Origin of the sequence: Bacillus sp. AFS015802, assembly GCF_002561455.1 — a bacterium.
Classification (GTDB): domain Bacteria; phylum Bacillota; class Bacilli; order Bacillales; family Bacillaceae_B; genus Rossellomorea.
Map to the genome: position 1 here is coordinate 30,612 of NZ_NTUP01000006.1, position 16,012 is coordinate 46,623.

General features: G+C 41.9%; 17 protein-coding genes, 1 pseudogene and 1 riboswitch. Of the genes and pseudogenes, 12 read left to right on the plus strand and 6 right to left on the minus strand.

The window, feature by feature from the left end:
• Positions 1–128: 128 nt before the first annotated feature.
• Positions 129–395: a phosphocarrier protein HPr gene (locus CN378_RS04135; RefSeq protein ID WP_034756145.1), complete on the plus strand. Its 267-nt coding sequence runs from the start codon at positions 129–131 to the stop codon at positions 393–395.
• Positions 395–2,116: a phosphoenolpyruvate--protein phosphotransferase gene (gene ptsP, locus CN378_RS04140; RefSeq protein ID WP_098350670.1), complete on the plus strand. Its 1,722-nt coding sequence runs from the start codon at positions 395–397 to the stop codon at positions 2,114–2,116. The genes CN378_RS04135 and ptsP overlap by 1 nt, the downstream gene beginning before the upstream one ends.
• Before the next feature lie 75 nt (positions 2,117–2,191).
• Here the strand turns inward: ptsP and CN378_RS04145 are convergent, their stop codons facing one another.
• Positions 2,192–2,935 carry a GNAT family N-acetyltransferase gene (locus tag CN378_RS04145; RefSeq protein ID WP_098350671.1) on the minus strand — a complete coding sequence of 248 codons (744 nt, stop codon included), beginning with the start codon at positions 2,933–2,935 and terminating at the stop codon, positions 2,192–2,194.
• A gap of 345 nt (positions 2,936–3,280) precedes the next feature.
• Between CN378_RS04145 and CN378_RS22525 the strand changes: the two genes are divergently transcribed.
• Positions 3,281–3,457: a hypothetical protein gene (locus CN378_RS22525; RefSeq protein ID WP_179884807.1), complete on the plus strand. Its 177-nt coding sequence runs from the start codon at positions 3,281–3,283 to the stop codon at positions 3,455–3,457.
• A 48-nt stretch (positions 3,458–3,505) separates the two neighbouring features.
• On the opposite strand, the gene CN378_RS04150 is transcribed toward CN378_RS22525, so the two are convergent.
• Complete coding sequence (locus tag CN378_RS04150; RefSeq protein ID WP_098350672.1) at positions 3,506–4,657, minus strand: aminotransferase A; 1,152 nt, start codon at positions 4,655–4,657, stop codon at positions 3,506–3,508.
• A 129-nt stretch (positions 4,658–4,786) separates the two neighbouring features.
• Between CN378_RS04150 and corA the strand changes: the two genes are divergently transcribed.
• Positions 4,787–5,782 (plus strand): magnesium/cobalt transporter CorA, encoded by a 996-nt coding sequence (gene corA, locus CN378_RS04155; protein ID WP_098350673.1) that lies wholly within the window; start codon positions 4,787–4,789, stop codon positions 5,780–5,782.
• 51 nt (positions 5,783–5,833) lie between these two features.
• Here the strand turns inward: corA and CN378_RS04160 are convergent, their stop codons facing one another.
• A complete protein-coding gene (locus CN378_RS04160) occupies positions 5,834–6,421 on the minus strand; it encodes an HD domain-containing protein (protein ID WP_257140993.1) in 588 nt (195 codons plus the stop codon).
• A gap of 176 nt (positions 6,422–6,597) precedes the next feature.
• A riboswitch (PreQ1 riboswitch) is annotated at positions 6,598–6,642 on the plus strand.
• A 125-nt stretch (positions 6,643–6,767) separates the two neighbouring features.
• Between CN378_RS04160 and queC the strand changes: the two genes are divergently transcribed.
• The 3 genes from queC to queE are packed head-to-tail and all read left to right on the plus strand — an operon-like array spanning position 6,768 to position 8,583.
• On the plus strand, positions 6,768–7,433 hold the full coding sequence (queC, locus tag CN378_RS04165) for a 7-cyano-7-deazaguanine synthase QueC (RefSeq protein ID WP_098350686.1): 666 nt from the start codon (positions 6,768–6,770) through the stop codon (positions 7,431–7,433).
• The gene (locus tag CN378_RS04170) at positions 7,430–7,864 is read left to right on the plus strand and encodes a 6-carboxytetrahydropterin synthase (protein WP_098350674.1); all 435 of its coding nucleotides are present in this window, start codon (positions 7,430–7,432) and stop codon (positions 7,862–7,864) included. Before queC ends, CN378_RS04170 begins: the two co-directional genes overlap by 4 nt.
• Positions 7,861–8,583 (plus strand): 7-carboxy-7-deazaguanine synthase QueE, encoded by a 723-nt coding sequence (gene queE / locus CN378_RS04175; RefSeq protein ID WP_098350675.1) that lies wholly within the window; start codon positions 7,861–7,863, stop codon positions 8,581–8,583. Before CN378_RS04170 ends, queE begins: the two co-directional genes overlap by 4 nt.
• Positions 8,584–8,642: 59 nt before the next feature.
• Here the strand turns inward: queE and CN378_RS04180 are convergent, their stop codons facing one another.
• On the minus strand, positions 8,643–8,840 hold the full coding sequence (locus CN378_RS04180) for a hypothetical protein (protein ID WP_098350676.1): 198 nt from the start codon (positions 8,838–8,840) through the stop codon (positions 8,643–8,645).
• Between the two features lie 181 nt (positions 8,841–9,021).
• On the opposite strand from CN378_RS04180, the gene CN378_RS04185 reads away from it, so the two are divergent.
• Positions 9,022–9,924 carry a chemotaxis protein gene (locus CN378_RS04185; protein WP_098350677.1) on the plus strand — a complete coding sequence of 301 codons (903 nt, stop codon included), beginning with the start codon at positions 9,022–9,024 and terminating at the stop codon, positions 9,922–9,924.
• A gap of 90 nt (positions 9,925–10,014) precedes the next feature.
• Here the strand turns inward: CN378_RS04185 and CN378_RS04190 are convergent, their stop codons facing one another.
• Positions 10,015–10,482: a YkyB family protein gene (locus tag CN378_RS04190; RefSeq protein ID WP_098350678.1), complete on the minus strand. Its 468-nt coding sequence runs from the start codon at positions 10,480–10,482 to the stop codon at positions 10,015–10,017.
• Between the two features lie 271 nt (positions 10,483–10,753).
• Positions 10,754–10,978: pseudogene (locus tag CN378_RS04195) on the minus strand (hypothetical protein); the annotation flags it as partial.
• A gap of 229 nt (positions 10,979–11,207) precedes the next feature.
• Between CN378_RS04195 and CN378_RS04200 the strand changes: the two are divergent.
• The 4 genes from CN378_RS04200 (at position 11,208) to CN378_RS04215 (ending at position 15,983) form a co-directional block, all read left to right on the plus strand.
• Complete coding sequence (locus CN378_RS04200) at positions 11,208–13,298, plus strand: sensor domain-containing protein (RefSeq protein WP_098350679.1); 2,091 nt, start codon at positions 11,208–11,210, stop codon at positions 13,296–13,298.
• A gap of 185 nt (positions 13,299–13,483) precedes the next feature.
• Positions 13,484–13,702 carry a hypothetical protein gene (locus CN378_RS04205; protein WP_098350680.1) on the plus strand — a complete coding sequence of 73 codons (219 nt, stop codon included), beginning with the start codon at positions 13,484–13,486 and terminating at the stop codon, positions 13,700–13,702.
• 132 nt (positions 13,703–13,834) lie between these two features.
• Positions 13,835–14,602, plus strand: coding sequence for a 2,4-dienoyl-CoA reductase (fadH, locus tag CN378_RS04210; protein ID WP_098350681.1), 768 nt, complete (start codon positions 13,835–13,837; stop codon positions 14,600–14,602).
• 157 nt (positions 14,603–14,759) lie between these two features.
• Entirely contained in the window at positions 14,760–15,983 is a 1,224-nt protein-coding gene (locus CN378_RS04215) for an EAL domain-containing protein (RefSeq protein WP_098350682.1), read from the plus strand.
• Positions 15,984–16,012 lie beyond the last annotated feature (29 nt).

Below are 16,012 nucleotides of genomic sequence, written 5' to 3' on the forward strand. Positions count from 1 at the left end.
CTATTCTTTTTTATTGAACAGCTTTATAGGAACAATGGATTAATCACTAGAAATAGTTGACGTTTTCTTCATAATCCATTACTTTTATGAAGCAACCAAAAACAAGATAAATTAAGGAGTCGATTCACATGGCACAAAAAACATTTACAGTTACAGCTGAAACAGGAATTCATGCTCGTCCGGCAACTCTACTAGTTCAAACGGCAAGCAAATTCGACAGCGATGTACATCTAGAATACAAAGAAAAGAAAGTTAACTTAAAATCAATCATGGGTGTTATGTCTTTAGGTGTTGGTAAGGGTGCAGAAATCACAATCATTACTGAAGGTAGTGACGAAGAGGAAGCGTTAAACAGCTTACAAGAAACATTGAACAAAGAAGGTTTAGCTGAGTAATGTCAAGTCTCTTAAAAGGAATTGCGGCATCAAATGGTATCGCCATCGCGAAAGCGTATCGCTTAGTTGAACCTGACCTAAGCTTTGAAAAGAAAAACGTAGACAATGCTGAACAGGAAGTAACACGCTTCCAGGAAGCCATTGCCACGTCTAAATCGGAGCTTGAAGCGATCCGTGATAAAGCGAGAGTTGATTTAGGGGAAGACAAAGCCCAAATCTTTGAAGCGCATCTTCTTGTCTTAAGCGATCCAGAACTACTTACACCAATTGAAGACAAAGTCAAATCAGAAAATGTAAACGCTGAATTCGCCCTTAAAGAAACAGCGGATATGTTCGTTTCCATGTTTGAATCAATGGATAATGAATACATGAAAGAACGTGCGGCAGATATTCGCGACGTGACAAAACGTATTCTTTCACACTTGTTGGGTGTACAAATTGCGAACCCTAGCATGGTGACTGAAGAGGTTATTGTGATTGCAGAGGACCTTACTCCTTCTGACACGGCGCAATTGAACCGTGAATTTGTAAAAGGATTCACAACTGATATCGGTGGAAGAACGTCTCACTCGGCCATCATGGCCCGTTCAATGGAGATTCCGGCTGTAGTGGGGACAAAATCCATTACTTCCTCTGTTGAAAATGGTGACATGATCATCGTTGACGGATTAAATGGAGAAGTACATATTAATCCGACTCCGGAAGTGATCGAACAGTATAAAAAAGAGCATGCCCGTTATGAAGAACAAAAAGCCGAATGGGCAAAGCTTGTAAACGAACCGACGGTATCCAAGGATGGGGAGCATGTTGAACTTGCTGCCAACATCGGGACACCTAAAGATCTTGAAGGGGTGAAGAATCACGGCGGTGAAGGTGTAGGTCTGTATCGTACAGAATTCCTATACATGGGTCGTGACGAATTACCTTCTGAAGACGAACAATTTGAGGCTTATAAGGCTGTATTAGAGGGTATGGAAGGGAAACCTGTAGTGGTCCGGACTCTAGATATAGGTGGAGATAAGGAACTTCCTTACCTGAATCTGCCTAAAGAAATGAACCCGTTCCTTGGGTATCGTGCGATCCGTCTTTGTTTGGATGAGCAGGATATTTTCCGTACTCAGCTTAGAGCGCTATTAAAGGCAAGTCCGTTTGGAAACCTGAAAGTCATGTTCCCGATGATTTCAAACCTTCAAGAGTTCAGAGAAGCGAAAGCCATCCTTGAAGAAGAGAAAAAAGCTCTTCTTGAAAATGGGACAAACGTAGCGGATCATATTGAAGTGGGAATCATGGTCGAGATTCCTTCAACTGCTGTCATGGCAGATGTATTTGCCAAGGAAGTTGATTTCTTCTCGATCGGAACCAATGATCTGATTCAGTACACAATGGCTGCCGACCGCATGAACGAGCGTGTTTCCTACTTATATCAACCGTATAATCCTGCCATTTTACGCCTTGTGAAAATGGTGATTGACGCGGCTCATAAAGAAGGGAAATGGGCAGGTATGTGTGGAGAAATGGCTGGAGATGAGATTGCAGTACCGATCCTTCTTGGATTAGGCCTGGATGAGTTCTCTATGAGTGCTACATCCATTTTACGCGCACGTTCTCAAATCCGTCAGTTGAACCGTGCTGAAATGAAGGATCTTGCTGAACAGGCACTGCAATTAGACACCAATGATGCAGTCATTTCACTCGTGAAAAAAGCTACATCAATGGAGTAATTTTATGTTTATATGGTGGAAATGAGGGTAATATATTTGTGAAGAATAAGGCACACCCTTTGGGCCTATTCATTCTCATTTCCCCCTTTTTAGTGGATTGAAGGAACGTATGGTTCTTTCAATCCCTTTTTCTTTTTCACCGGATACATCCAGTGAATGTTTAAAGGGGTTCTGCCATTCCATTAACACCCCGTAGTCACAGGATTCTTCATCCTCAAGATACCCTTTGACTGCTGTTAAGGGTGTACGTCCTGTCTGAAGAAGGAATGTAATGACGGGATCCTTATACTCTCCGCTCGTCAATTTCTCTATATATTCTTCAATGGAGAAATGTTTGGCCACTTTATGATAGGTGGGAATCCGACCTCCTCCAAGCAGCCTGTCCAATTGTAAATGAACCACAATCTCGAAACTTGCGTTCATCAGAACCTTCCCAAGCTTAAATCCCCTAAACTCAGGGTCGATACATAAATCCACCACATACAATGTATCTCCATTTTCATTGTGAGTCCTTATGTATCCATGGTCAGTTATATCTTCCCACGTATGCTGCGGTTTTAATGGATCGAAGTCGACGATTAAACTGGTCATACTACCAGCAAATTTCCCGTCTATTTCCACACATAATGCACCAAGAGGAAAATGAATGAGATGATGGGCAAGCTGGTCTTTGTTCCACAACAGCTCTGATGGGAAAGGCGGTGGAAAAGCACACCTTTGGAGAGATATCAGATCATTGAAATCTTCTTTGCTGTAATTTCGGATGACAGCTTTATGAATATGGCTGTTTCTGAAGACATATTGTTCTTTCATATACATGTTAGAACCTCTTCTCTCAGAATTCACTTGTTCATTATACGTTATGAAAGCGCTTTTTTAAAGTGTTTTACTGAAATAACTTTTACTCTAAAGAAAAAAATAAAATTTTTAAAAAGATCGGTTTATCATTTTGAAAAGCGGGTATTCTATAACTAAGCATGAAATTGGAGATTAATTTCTCACTAACACCCCCTTTTCCTTTTTTTGAACTAGCCCAGTTAACTGTGCTAGTTCTTTTTTTTGTCTGAAAATAAGTCGATTGAATAGCACTCAAGGAGAAGATGAATAATAAAGGTATGCTCATCCATCAAAAGGATAAGCAGTACATTAAAGGGGTGCTGAACAGTGGCAAAACGGACAAAAAAGAATGATCCTCAACAGAAAAATAAAAAAGGCTTCGATTCTTCCAAGATCAATGCGGAATTTGCCAATGAGATAGGAAGCGCGGCAACAAATAAAATCCACAACGACAAAGCAAAAAAAGAAAAAGCATCTAAAAACAACGGTGAATATAAAGGGTAAAGAAGAAAAAAAGGGACGGACCTTGCTTAGCAAGGTCCGTCCCTCTTGTCAGGGTTGAATGAAGGATTCGATACGGTCAAGACCTTCTGAGAGCTCTTCAAGAGAGCAGGCATAGGATAAGCGGAAGTATCCTTCGCCGAGTGGGGAGAAGGCATCCCCGGGAACGACAGCGACCTTTTTCTCTTGGGCGAGGGCCAACGAAAAATCAAAGGAACTCAAAAGAATCCGATCCGGAATCTTCACGAAAAAGTAGAAGGCACCATCAGGTTTGACAATTCCTTCAAATCCCATCCCCACCAAACGGTCGTATACAAAGTCCCTTCGTTTTTTATATTCTTTCTTCATGTCTACCGCATCATCTTTTCCAATCGTAAGAGCTTCATACGCTGCTTTTTGTGAGACGGAAGAAGCACAGGATACATTGTACTGATGAACCTTCAGAAGATGTTTGGAGATCGATTCCGGAGCGAACACGAGCCCGATCCTCCAACCGGTCATGCTATGTGATTTCGATAAACCATTGACGACGATGGTTTGTTCCCTTAAATATTCAGCAATTGAATGGTGGGATCCGTCAAAGGTAAGTTCACTATAAATCTCATCAGCAAGCACAAAGATCTTTCTGTTTCTAAGCAAGTCGGCAATCTCTTTTAACTCATCTTTAGATAGGCTTACCCCGGTTGGATTGGATGGATAAGGCAATATGACACATTTTGTTGAAGGCGTTAAGCTCTTTTCAATAAGAGAGGCATCCAGTTTAAACTCATTTTGTGTGATATCGATATGTACGGGATTAGCACCACAAAGTGTAATGATCGGCTCATAGCCAGGGTATACGGGGCCCGGGATCAGGCAGTCATCGCCTTCAGAGAGGATGGTTCTAAGGATGACATCGATCCCTTGAGAGGCGCCATTTGTGACTATGACTTCATTTGCAGGGTTATAATGAAGATTATATTTTTCTTTTACATAGGAAGACGCTGCTTCCCGTAATTCAGGAAATCCTGCATTATGGGTATAGGAAGTGAAGTCATCATCAATGGCAGCCTTACCCGCTTCTTTAATATGTTGAGGGGTAGTGAAATCAGGCTGACCGATCGTAAGGGAAATCATTCCGTCTATCCCTGCCACCATGTTGAAAAACTTTCGTATACCTGAAATCTGGATATCCTTGACACGAGGGTTAATATACTGTTCCAATACGTACACCTACTTTAACAATTTGATTCATATTTTACCATTAATCCTCTCTTTTACGTAGTGATTTTGTTTGGATACGGGTGAAAAAGGGAAATGAAAAAAATAAAAATGTCAGTTAGGGAGAGCCGTATGATTCGAACGAGTATAGTCATGGAAAACGGGGAGATCGAACAGGATGTTCCCTTGTCCAGAATTAAAGAAAAACGTGTTAAATGGTACTGGGTGGACTTTTCGGAACCGACCCCCAAGGATATTCGGTTACTGAAACTTTATTTCCGCTTCCATCCACTTGCGATAGAGGATTGCCTGGACGATTTCAGCCAGCGTCCCAAGCTCGATTTTTATGATCAGTACATATTTGTCCTTCTGCACGCCATTCATCAGGAAACGCTGAATTCCCATGAAGTGAATATGTTTGTGAACTCCAGTTTTATCGTCACCTTTCATAAACAGCCTGTCCGGGAATTAAATCACCTATGGGATAAGGTCCACCAGGAGGGCGATCAACTCAGTCCTTTTAAAATCATGCATGGAATCGTTGACAGGTTGGTGGATGATTATTTTCCCCTTGTATATCGCATCGAAGATCGGCTTAATACAATTGAAGATCATACAAATGAAGAAGCGGATAGTGATTTGATGGATGAACTATTCGATATTCGCCATGATATGTCCAAGTTACGGAGAACCCTCGTCCCCATGCGTGATTTATTATACAGAATCAGTAATTCCGGCAGATTGAACGCATTGAAAGAAGAGCAGCTCTATTTCAATGATGTGTACGATCACTTAATCAAACTTGTCGAGATGCTTGAATCATACCGGGAATTCTCATCCGATATACGGGATAATTATTTATCCATTAACTCGGATAAAATGAATAACATCATGATGACCCTGACCGTCATTACGACGATTTTCATGCCTCTTACCTTTATTGCAGGTTTATATGGGATGAACTTTGTTTACATGCCTGAGTTGGATGAGAGAAGCGGGTACTTCATCGTTCTCGGGGTTATGGGCGCGATTGCACTGGTTATGTTCGGTTTCTTTATGAAGATCGGCTGGCTCAGGTTCAGCTCGAAAAAAAGAAGGAGAAAGCGAAGGCTCCTTCGCTTGAAATGAATAAGGCAAAAAGCAGTGACTTCATTGGAAGCCACTGCTTTTTTTTAAATATTATCCGTCCTTAAGCCAGCCTTTTTCAACGCCAGTTTCAATCCATTCACATATTTGTGCATGTATTTGAGGGGAGATGCCTTTTATCCATGCATTGCGGTTTAATACCTGATGTGCATGAATCTCATGCTCCAACCATGATCTTCCTTCGGTCGAAATATTCAAAAGAAGGGGTTGAATATGATCAATGATCGTAGCATAAAGGGCTTCATTGGTCTTTCCTTCTTCAAATTCCTCCCATAGGGAACGGTATTGATCACTTATCTTTTCAGGGAGCAACCCAAAGATCCGATCGGCTGCAAGATTTTCCCGTTCGATCTTGTCTTTATATCCTTCTGCATCGAAAGCGTATGTATCACCTGCATCTATCTCCACAATATCATGCAGAAGCAGCATCCGGATGGAGGTGAAAAGGTCTGTTTCCTTCTTTCTTTCATACACTTCAAATAAGGTCATGGCCATCAAACACACATGCCAGGAATGTTCGCCACTATTTTCTCTTCGGCTTCCGTCACTTACGTACGTTCGGCGCTCGATGGTCTTTAATTTGTCCACTTCTTTTATGAAATTCATCATTTCAGCTAACAAGGCACACCCTCCAAGATTCACTTTCTTTATGTATTCATTATGAGTACAGCTAAGGAATACTGCAACTGATTCATGAGAGATTTCACATGTAATTGCGTTAAAATTGTAGATTTTTTCGTGAAAAAACGTTATATTGGTTGAGGACAATAGAAGAAGAATTGGGAGTATATTTTATTTCCCGAGAGGTTCTAGCACAACCCTCTATAAAAAACTAAGGAAAACGGCATCCTTAGGTGTCGTTATTTTTTTGTTGGTGGCAATTGAAAGCCTATATTATAGAGTCCTACAGAATCTCTTTCTTCTTTTCATGGCAAACGAGCCTGCAGAAAAGAAAGGAGAACCTTTTATGAACACAGAGAAAGCGTTAGTCGTATTCAGCGGAGGTCAAGATAGTACAACGTGTTTATTTTGGGCAAAGAAAGCATTCAAAGAAGTGGAAGCAGTGACATTTAACTATGGTCAGAGACATGTGGCAGAGCTTGATTGCGCAAAAGAGATTGCGGAAGATCTGAACGTACCTCACCATGTATTGGATATGAGTTTATTGAACCAGCTGGCACCAAGTGCATTAACACGGGCTGATGAAGAAATCACCCATGAGGATGGTGAATTGCCTTCGACTTTTGTTCCGGGAAGAAATCTATTATTCTTGTCGTTTGCAGGGGTACTCGCAAAGCAGATTGGAGCGAAGCACATCGTCACGGGAGTATGTGAAACAGATTTCAGCGGGTATCCGGACTGCCGCGATATTTTTGTGAAATCGTTGAACGTTTCCCTGAATCTATCCATGGACGATCAGTTTGTGATCCATACCCCTCTCATGTGGATCAATAAAGCCCAAACGTGGGAAATGGCCGATAGCTTAGGGGCCTTCCAGTATGTAAGGGAAAACACCCTCACTTGTTATAATGGAATAAAAGGCAGTGGGTGTGGAGAATGTCCCGCTTGTGAACTCAGGCAGAAGGGATTAGAAGATTACGTAAATAAAAGATCAGGAGGAGAGGGCCGATGATTCAACAGATTTATCCTACCCCCGACCATCCTTATGAGTTTGAGTTAAATAAAGACATGCATTTCGCCGCAGCGCACTACATTCCCCACCCGGATGCAGGAAGCTGTCAGGAGATCCATGGTCATACGTATTTCGCAAACATTACAATCGGGGGAGATCAGCTCGACGATTCAGGATTCCTAATAAATTTCCAACATATAAAAAAGTTGATCCATAAACGGTTTGATCATACATTGATGAACAATGATGAAAGATTTTCCTCAGCGGGGGGCAATGTGTTTCCAACTACTGAAGTTGTGGCAAAGGTGATGTGGGAGATCATCCAGGCGCATTTAGATACACTTCCTCACCGTCCTAAATGCCTTCAAGTATTTTTGAGAGAAACACCTACAAGTTATTGTCTATACAGACCAAAGGGGAAGAAGTCATGAGGAAAATCCCCGTTTTAGAAGTGTTTGGCCCTACCATACAAGGGGAAGGGATGGTCATCGGTCAAAAGACAATGTTTGTTCGGACTGCCGGATGTGATTACAGCTGTGCATGGTGTGACTCTGCCTTTACATGGGATGGCTCTGCCAAAGAGGATATCGTGCTTATGTCAGCTCGTGAAGTATGGAATAGATTACGGGAAGTGGGAGGGGAGAGATTCTCTCACGTAACGATTTCCGGAGGGAACCCTGCTTTATTAGCTCACATGAAGGAGTTCATCGACATCTTGAATGATAATGGTATCGATTCTGCCCTTGAGACGCAAGGGAGCCGGTGGCAGGATTGGTTTTATGATATTAGTGATCTGACCCTTTCCCCAAAGCCGCCAAGTTCAGGAATGGAGACCGATTTTGAAAAGCTTGATGAGATCGTGCATCGATTAACTGAAAATCGCTCACAATTCAGCCTGAAGGTGGTAGTCTTTGACGATCAGGATTTAGAATATGCCACAGGTATCCATCAACGCTATCCTGGTGTCCCATTTTATATTCAAACAGGTAATCCGTCTGTTTCTGAAGGGGACACAGTCAAGCTGGTTTCAGATTTACTGATGGACTATGAAACACTCATTGAAAAAGTGTGTGAAAGAGAAGATTTAAATCATGTTCGTGTACTTCCTCAGCTACATACTCTTGTATGGGGGAATAAGCGGGGAGTATAAGATGAAAAGCGATTGATGGATTCTACTATTCAATCGCTTTTCTTTTTTTGTGTGACATGTTAAGAACGGGAGCCTTCATCTTCTTGGTTCCTGCTCTTTTGCCCTTCTATATAAGAGAGCTCATCAGGTTCGTCCTTACCCTCCACATTCTTTCCAAGGGCAATCAAGGGAATGTTGTTCTGGGCAGGAAGGATGTGGTCACTGATCTCGTCAAAATCAGGCAGTCTTTTGCTTTCGAAATCTGGTCTATCCGTCATATCATCACCTCCTTCCCTTAGTATGTATAGTGATTTTCATTCTACTCACCCGGAGTCCAATCGTGTCAAAGGTCGTCTTCCTATCATAGGGATCCGACTTTTTTCAAAGGGGTGTGTAAAGAAGGTCCGTAATTGTCGATATAAGGAGGGAGGGCAATAATGTAGGGAAGGGCGAAGAATATTGAATCAATCTAATGGAATACTTTTGGAAAGCGGAACAAATGAACTTGAAATCGTTGAATTCGAGGTTCAAAACAATAAATTCGGTATTAATGTCATAAAAGTGAAGGAAATCATTCAGCCGACAGCGGTCATACCGATTCCTCATTCACACCCCCATGTAAAGGGGCTCGTTCAATTAAGAGGAGAGGTGCTCCCCGTTGTGGATATGGCAAGGGTACTTGGTGCGGAAGAAGAGGAAACAGCAAAATCCAAGTACATTGTTGCCGAATTCAATCAGCAGAAGGTTATTTTTCATGTCCATAACGTCACGCGGATCCATCGGATTTCATGGAATCAAATTGAAAAACCTTCTGAAATGTATTCAGGGGTTCACTCAGGGATCATAGGGGTGATCAAAAGGGAGGAATCCATGATTCTTCTGTTGGATTTTGAGAGCATCATGCTTGAGATCAACCCTGAAACAGGTATCCGCGTAGATCAAGTGAAAAAATTAGGTCCGAGGGAGAGAAGGAATAAAAGAATCGTTGCCGCAGAGGATTCACCTTTACTCAGGAAGCTTCTGAATGACACCCTGAGAGAAGCGGGATATGAGGACGTGGAATTTTTTGAAAATGGGGCAGATGCCTTCCGTTATTTAGAATCCCTTGCAGAGGGAGATCTGGAACTGAATGAAAATGTACATCTTGTTCTGACGGATATTGAAATGCCACAAATGGATGGCCATCATTTGACCAGACGAATCAAAGATCATGCCAAGCTTAAAACTCTCCCTGTCATCATTTTTTCATCTCTTATCACGAATGATTTGAAACATAAAGGGGAAATGGTAGGGGCGGAAGCTCAAATCAGCAAACCGGAGATCGCGCAGTTGATTTTAAAAATCGATCAGTATGTTCTTTAATGGTCCTATGAGTAAAACAAAAAAGGGGTTTTGACCATGGTCAAAACCCTTTAGAAGATATATGCGTTACTGTACTAAAATCATCGGGTATCAAAAGAAGCTGTCCCCTAATTTTTTGAATACGGGCTTTTGATAATGACTTTTTCCGGTCTTTCGAATCTGGTCGTTATGATCCGACATTCCTGTATACCGTTCCAAGATCCCTTTAGCCTGCTGCAATCCCATTTTACATTTCGGGTTTCTTGACCCCTGATCGAGTGAGCCAAGATGTGGAAGCTCTTTGAAATCCTCTTTGGATGGTGGGAGATGAAAGGTATATTCTCCACAATCAATCAAGACATCGGATTGCTGTTGACTATTCTTTGGATTGTTGGAGAAATGAAGCCCGACTTTCTTCGCCTTGCCTTCTTTGATCATTTTCATTAAGGCTCGTTTTTTTAATGAATATAAGTATTTTGGGTTACCTGCTGTTTTCGCATGACGATTCACAGTGAAAATAGCTTGAGAGAGGGTAATGACGGATGTGGAAGAAGGGGTGGATTTACTAGTGTTTCTCAAGTTATTGGCTCCTTTCTAATGTAATCACCTCTATTATACCCCCTTTTCCTATGTTTGGAAAGGTACCGGGGGGAGTTTATTGATAAAGGTAATGAATTGTGTAAATATTCTTCTGATTTGATAAGTCGGGGTATCTGGGGGGAACCTCATAAAGGCTCAACCTGAACAATGTAGGGGTTACATTATTAGGTGAGCCTTTTGATTATCGACCGGGGTATATATTGATATTCTCCGTCACGTTATACGGTGAAGATTGATATCCGTTAAAACCATAGGGTTGTGGGTATCCACCAGGATAAGGGTACCCTCCGTAAGGCGGATATGGCGGCGGGTAGCAGGCTGGGCCGTAGCATGGTCTGTTGAAAAGAAAAGGACTGATGGCCAATCCTGCTAAACCGCCGGCTAAGAATGGTAATCCAAAGAATGGGAAGAAACGCTGGTCGCCTCCTCTATAGGGTGCATAGCTTCGATATGGATAATATGCGTGTTGATACATAAATGAAAAAACCTCCTCTCTCTATTTAGTCTATGGTTCATACTCAGCCTGTGCGCCTGTCTCATATAGATTGGGCGGAGGAACTGGATGGGTCCGACATCAGGTAAGGGGAGTAGAGATAACAGATAATATTCTTACAAGAATGTAGGAAAATCATGGATGGAATAGTAAAATGGAATCAGGACGCATGATGCAGATAAAATCAAAAGCATAAAAGGATGACGGATCCATGAAATGGACAGATAGTACCACCACCATCAGTCAAGATCAAAAGTTCGTCGACACTGTGGTGAAGGAATTAATTTTAGATCATATTCACGATATGATTTTCATTATGAAAGTCGAAGAGGGAAATAAATTCAAATATGTATATGTAAATGAATCAGCTAAAAGATATACGACGATCCGACAGGAGGATATGGGCCGATTGTTGGAGGATGTGATGCCGGTAGAATTGGCCGTGGACTTAAAGGGGAAGTATTCGGAACTGGTCGTAACGGGTGAACGCATCAGCTATCAGGATTCATTTTATGTGAACGGAGATAAGGTGATAAATGAATCGATCCTGACACCGATTAAAAATGAAAATGGACAAGTAGATTACGTTGTTTCCATCACGAGAGATATTACACCATCCATTGAGGAAAAGAAAAAATTGGTGAAAGCGAAGGAACGATACAAATCAATCATTGAACATAATCTTGATGCCATCTTCATTCTGGACTCACAAGGTATCATCCGGGAGTCGAATGGAGCAGGCTGTTCTCTTTCGGGATATTCAAAATCAGCACTGGCCAATTTGAATATATATGATCTATTCCACCCCCAAAATAAGAATGTGTTAGGAGATTCCCTTTATCAAACATTACTGGGTAATCCATCTTCGATTGAATATTGTATCTTAATAAATGAAGCGGGTGAAGAAAAAATTACTCAATTGAAAATGGTCCCCATCGTGGTAAAGGAAAAGTGTGACGGGTGCTATATCATCGCAAAAGACATCACGGCGCATCATCAACAAAATGAAATGATCAATTATATGGCTTTGCATGATCAATTGACGGGTCTATTGAACAGGAAGGCATTGGATGATCATATTCCATTAATCATTCACAATATGGAAGAGAGGGGAGTGGAGCTCTCCCTTTTATACCTCGATCTGGATCGGTTTAAATTTGTGAATGACACATTGGGCTTAAAGGGAGGGGATCGATTCCTGAAAAAGATAACGGAGCGCCTGGTCACCCTGACAAATGAGGAGTGCTTACTGTACAGACAGGGTGGGGACGAATTTATCTTCCTTTTGAAGAATTGCAGCTTTGAAGATACGAAGACAAAGGCAATAGAAATCCTGGCATTATTTATCGATCCTTTTACAATGGAGAAACAGGAATTTTATATTTCTCCTTCCATCGGCATCAGCCGCTATCCTGCAGACGGCTATGACTCCAATTCCCTCATTCAAAAAGCCGCACAGGCACTGTTTGAGGTAAAAGAAAAAGGAAGGGCGCATTATCGCTTTTACCAAACCCATATGAAATCAAGTTTTCCAAATTATATCATTATGGAATCGCATTTGAGAAAAGCAATAGAAAAGGGCGAGTTGTACGTGCATTATCAACCCCAGGTCAATTTATCGACGGGAACAATCGACAGCTTCGAGGCATTAATCCGGTGGAATAATCGGAAGTTTGGCTTCGTTTCTCCTGCCCAGTTCATACCCCTGGCAGAAGAAACGGGGCTGATTCATCAAATCGGCGAATGGGTATTGGAGCAGGTATGTATCCAATTGCAAAAATGGAGAACCAAAGGATACAGGTCTGTGCGGGTGGCAGTCAACATTTCCCCCAAGCAATTCCTGCAGGAGCAATTAGTGGACACAATCGATTTCTATTTATCCACGTATATGATACCCGCTTCCTGCATAGAAATTGAAATTACGGAGGGAGCCATGCAGGACACCCAGCAAACCTTGAAAATGCTGAAAAAGCTAAAAGATCTTGGCGTGTACATTTCTGTTGACGATTTTGGCACAGGTTACTCTTCTCTTCATTATTTAAAGCGGTTTCCCATCGACATCCTGAAGATCGATCAATCCTTTGTCAAGGAGATTGGAATGAATCAGAAGGACTCTGCCATAACGACAACCATCATCCATCTGGCCCATAGTCTGGGGCTTGAGGTCATTGCAGAGGGAGTCGAGCGGGAAGGTCAGGTCGATTTTTTGAAAGAGGCGAACTGTCAGAAAGCTCAGGGTTACTTCTTTAGTAAGCCGATTGGCCCTAAAGAGATCGAGCAGCAGCAATTTGTCCTTATGTAATTGGAAGGGTGCCGCAGAACAGAAACTTTTTGTTGACTCAAAGGGTGATCCGGCTAAATGTTTGACAGAGTAATTCCTATGACTTATTTTAAAGTGAGGAGTGTAATAGGTTCATAGAAGGATAGAGTAAGGACATTTTCCTGTGATGAACCACAGTTCCGAATGCTTTTTGAAGGAGAGGGATTATGAAAAAGACAAAACGTATGGAAATCCTCTTTCTCCCTACCGAAAGAGGAACGGTTAAAGTGTATGTATTCGGCTTTAAATCTCCTCGATCTTTAGGACAGGTAGTTGTTTCATATAATGATGTTTCAGTTGAAGCAAAAGGATATAAGAGAAATAAAACCATTATTAAAGCGCTCGCTCAATTACACGATCTCATCGTGAATAATCCGGATGGTTAGCCTTTCAGACTGATTTTTAAGAAAATNNATTTTCTTAAAAATCAGTCTTTTTTTACGAATAAAATGGCTGTGATGCATCTTTATATGATAAAATATGAGTGAGTATTCATTCATTACTAGGGGGAGTTACATATGGGAGAAGAGCAAGTTGTAATTGTAACGGGCGGTTCGAATGGTATGGGGAAATATATGGCAAAGCACTTCGTAGAAACCGGTGCAAGCGTCGTCGTAACCGGGAGGAATGAGGAAAGGCTTCAATCCGTGAAGGAAGAGTTTTCATCCCTAAAAGGAAAGATCGAAGTATTTCAAATGGATGTAAGGGAACAGGAGCATGTAAAAGCGATGGTTGAATTCACGGCAGAAAAATTCGGCAAAATCGATGTACTCATCAACAATGCAGCTGGAAACTTCATATGTCCTGCAGAAAAGCTTACTCCAAATGGATGGAAGTCCGTCATCGATATCGTCCTGAATGGAACATTTCTATGTTCGCATGCCGTCGGTAACTATTGGATCGAACATAATCAAAAGGGATCCATCATTAATATGGTTGCCACTTACGCCTGGAATGCCGGTGCAGGTGTCGCACATTCGGCAGCGGCAAAAGCCGGGGTTTTATCGTTGACAAGAACCCTTGCTGTTGAATGGGGGCATAAATACGGTATTCGTACGAATGCGATTGCCCCTGGACCTATCGAACGGACCGGTGGGGCAGAGAAGCTTTGGATCTCGGTGGAAGCAGCCAAAAGAACCATCGACAGTGTACCATTAAAACGTTTGGGGACGCCTGAAGAAATTGCTGGCCTTGCCTTTTTTATAGCCTCTGATAAAGCGGCCTACATTAACGGAGAATGCATCACCATGGATGGGGGTCAATGGCTGAACCAATTTCCTTTTTGATTAAAATGAGTACCGAGGACGAGTTTTCTTAAGAAGCTTTCCCCGTTCCTGTCCAAGAGGCAGGACAGGGAAGGCTTTTTGGTTTTTCTCTTTCTGTTCCGGTGAATAGTTGTGTTATAATTATGCAAAAAACATGAGTGATGGTGGGGGAGTGCGAATGGATGCATTAGAGATATTGACCAATATAGAGAACGTGATTCCGTACTTTCAACCGATTTTCAGTGCAGACGAACATAAAATCGTCGGATATGAGGTGTTGGGGAGACTGATGACCGGGGATGGCGTGGCAGAAAGTCTCGGTCCATTTTTCGGGGATGAGGAGATACCCGAAGAATATAAACTTGAAGTGGATGAGCGTGTCACCCGTCTGGCCCTGGAGAAATTTATAGAAGAGAACCAAGAGGGTTACATATTCCTAAACCGTGATGCAAGATTACTTATGCTTGACCACGGAGAATCCTTTCTTGAACTTCTTCTGGAGTATGAAAAGAAAGGGTTGGATTTAAACCTGACGGTAATCGAACTGTCTGAAAAATCGTTTGTGGGGGACTTTGATCAACTGGTTCACCTTCTCCTGTATTACAAAACCTATGGCATAAAAATTGCCATCGATAATATTGGAGGGAACAGCGGCCAATTGGACCGGCTTTCACACTATTCCCCGGACATTTTGAAAGTGGATTTATATCAACTCCGTAATGATGCGGGAAATAAAGTATATAAAGATATTTTATACAGTTTATCGATGCTTGCCAGAAAAATCGGGGCATCCCTTTTGTTCGAAAATATCGAGATCAATTATCAGCTCCAGTTTGCCTGGTTGAATGGCGGCCGGTACTATCAGGGCTTTTATCTAAAGCACCCCTCAGACACCTTCCTGAAGCCGGATGTATTAAAGGAGAAGTTGAAAGAAAAATGTCAGGACTATATACGATATGAAAAGAAGCATCTGGAAGCAGGCTACGAATTTGCAGAAGTCCTTCATAAAGAAATCAGTCAGACGTTGATGTTGACCAAGAAGCAAACGGTGGATTATGATGATCTTCTTTTTGAGATCGCCAAGCATTTTACGGATAAATGCTTTCGGTTATATATGTGCGATGAAAATGGGTTCCAAGTCACGAGTAACGTGGTGAAATCCGGTGATAAATGGATGATCGAACCAAATTACAAAGGAAAGAATTGGAGCTGGCGTCCCTACTTCCTGGAACATATTATCCGTATGAGAATCGATAAAAAAGGTTTACTTTCTGATATATACAGTGACATCGATTCAGGTGAATCGATCCGCACGTATTCCTATCCATTCGGAAATGGACTTTATCTCTTCATGGATCTCTCCTATGAATTTCTATTTGAAGAGGAAGGATTGCTTTTTTAGGATGCTTGCCGGGCCTGAGCGAGCCGCCT

Bases quoted from the DNA above. Each gene is read 5' to 3' on its own strand.
- CN378_RS04135 (WP_034756145.1), top strand. From the start codon at position 129: ATGGCACAAAAAACATTTACAGTTACAGCTGAAACAGGAATTCATGCT.
- ptsP (WP_098350670.1), top strand. From the start codon at position 395: ATGTCAAGTCTCTTAAAAGGAATTGCGGCATCAAATGGTATCGCCATC.
- CN378_RS04145 (WP_098350671.1), bottom strand. From the start codon at position 2,935: ATGTATATGAAAGAACAATATGTCTTCAGAAACAGCCATATTCATAAA.
- corA (WP_098350673.1), top strand. From the start codon at position 4,787: ATGATTCGAACGAGTATAGTCATGGAAAACGGGGAGATCGAACAGGAT.
- queC (WP_098350686.1), top strand. From the start codon at position 6,768: ATGAACACAGAGAAAGCGTTAGTCGTATTCAGCGGAGGTCAAGATAGT.
- CN378_RS04170 (WP_098350674.1), top strand. From the start codon at position 7,430: ATGATTCAACAGATTTATCCTACCCCCGACCATCCTTATGAGTTTGAG.
- queE (WP_098350675.1), top strand. From the start codon at position 7,861: ATGAGGAAAATCCCCGTTTTAGAAGTGTTTGGCCCTACCATACAAGGG.
- CN378_RS04180 (WP_098350676.1), bottom strand. From the start codon at position 8,840: ATGACGGATAGACCAGATTTCGAAAGCAAAAGACTGCCTGATTTTGAC.
- CN378_RS04200 (WP_098350679.1), top strand. From the start codon at position 11,208: ATGAAATGGACAGATAGTACCACCACCATCAGTCAAGATCAAAAGTTC.
- CN378_RS04205 (WP_098350680.1), top strand. From the start codon at position 13,484: ATGAAAAAGACAAAACGTATGGAAATCCTCTTTCTCCCTACCGAAAGA.
- fadH (WP_098350681.1), top strand. From the start codon at position 13,835: ATGGGAGAAGAGCAAGTTGTAATTGTAACGGGCGGTTCGAATGGTATG.
- CN378_RS04215 (WP_098350682.1), top strand. From the start codon at position 14,760: ATGGATGCATTAGAGATATTGACCAATATAGAGAACGTGATTCCGTAC.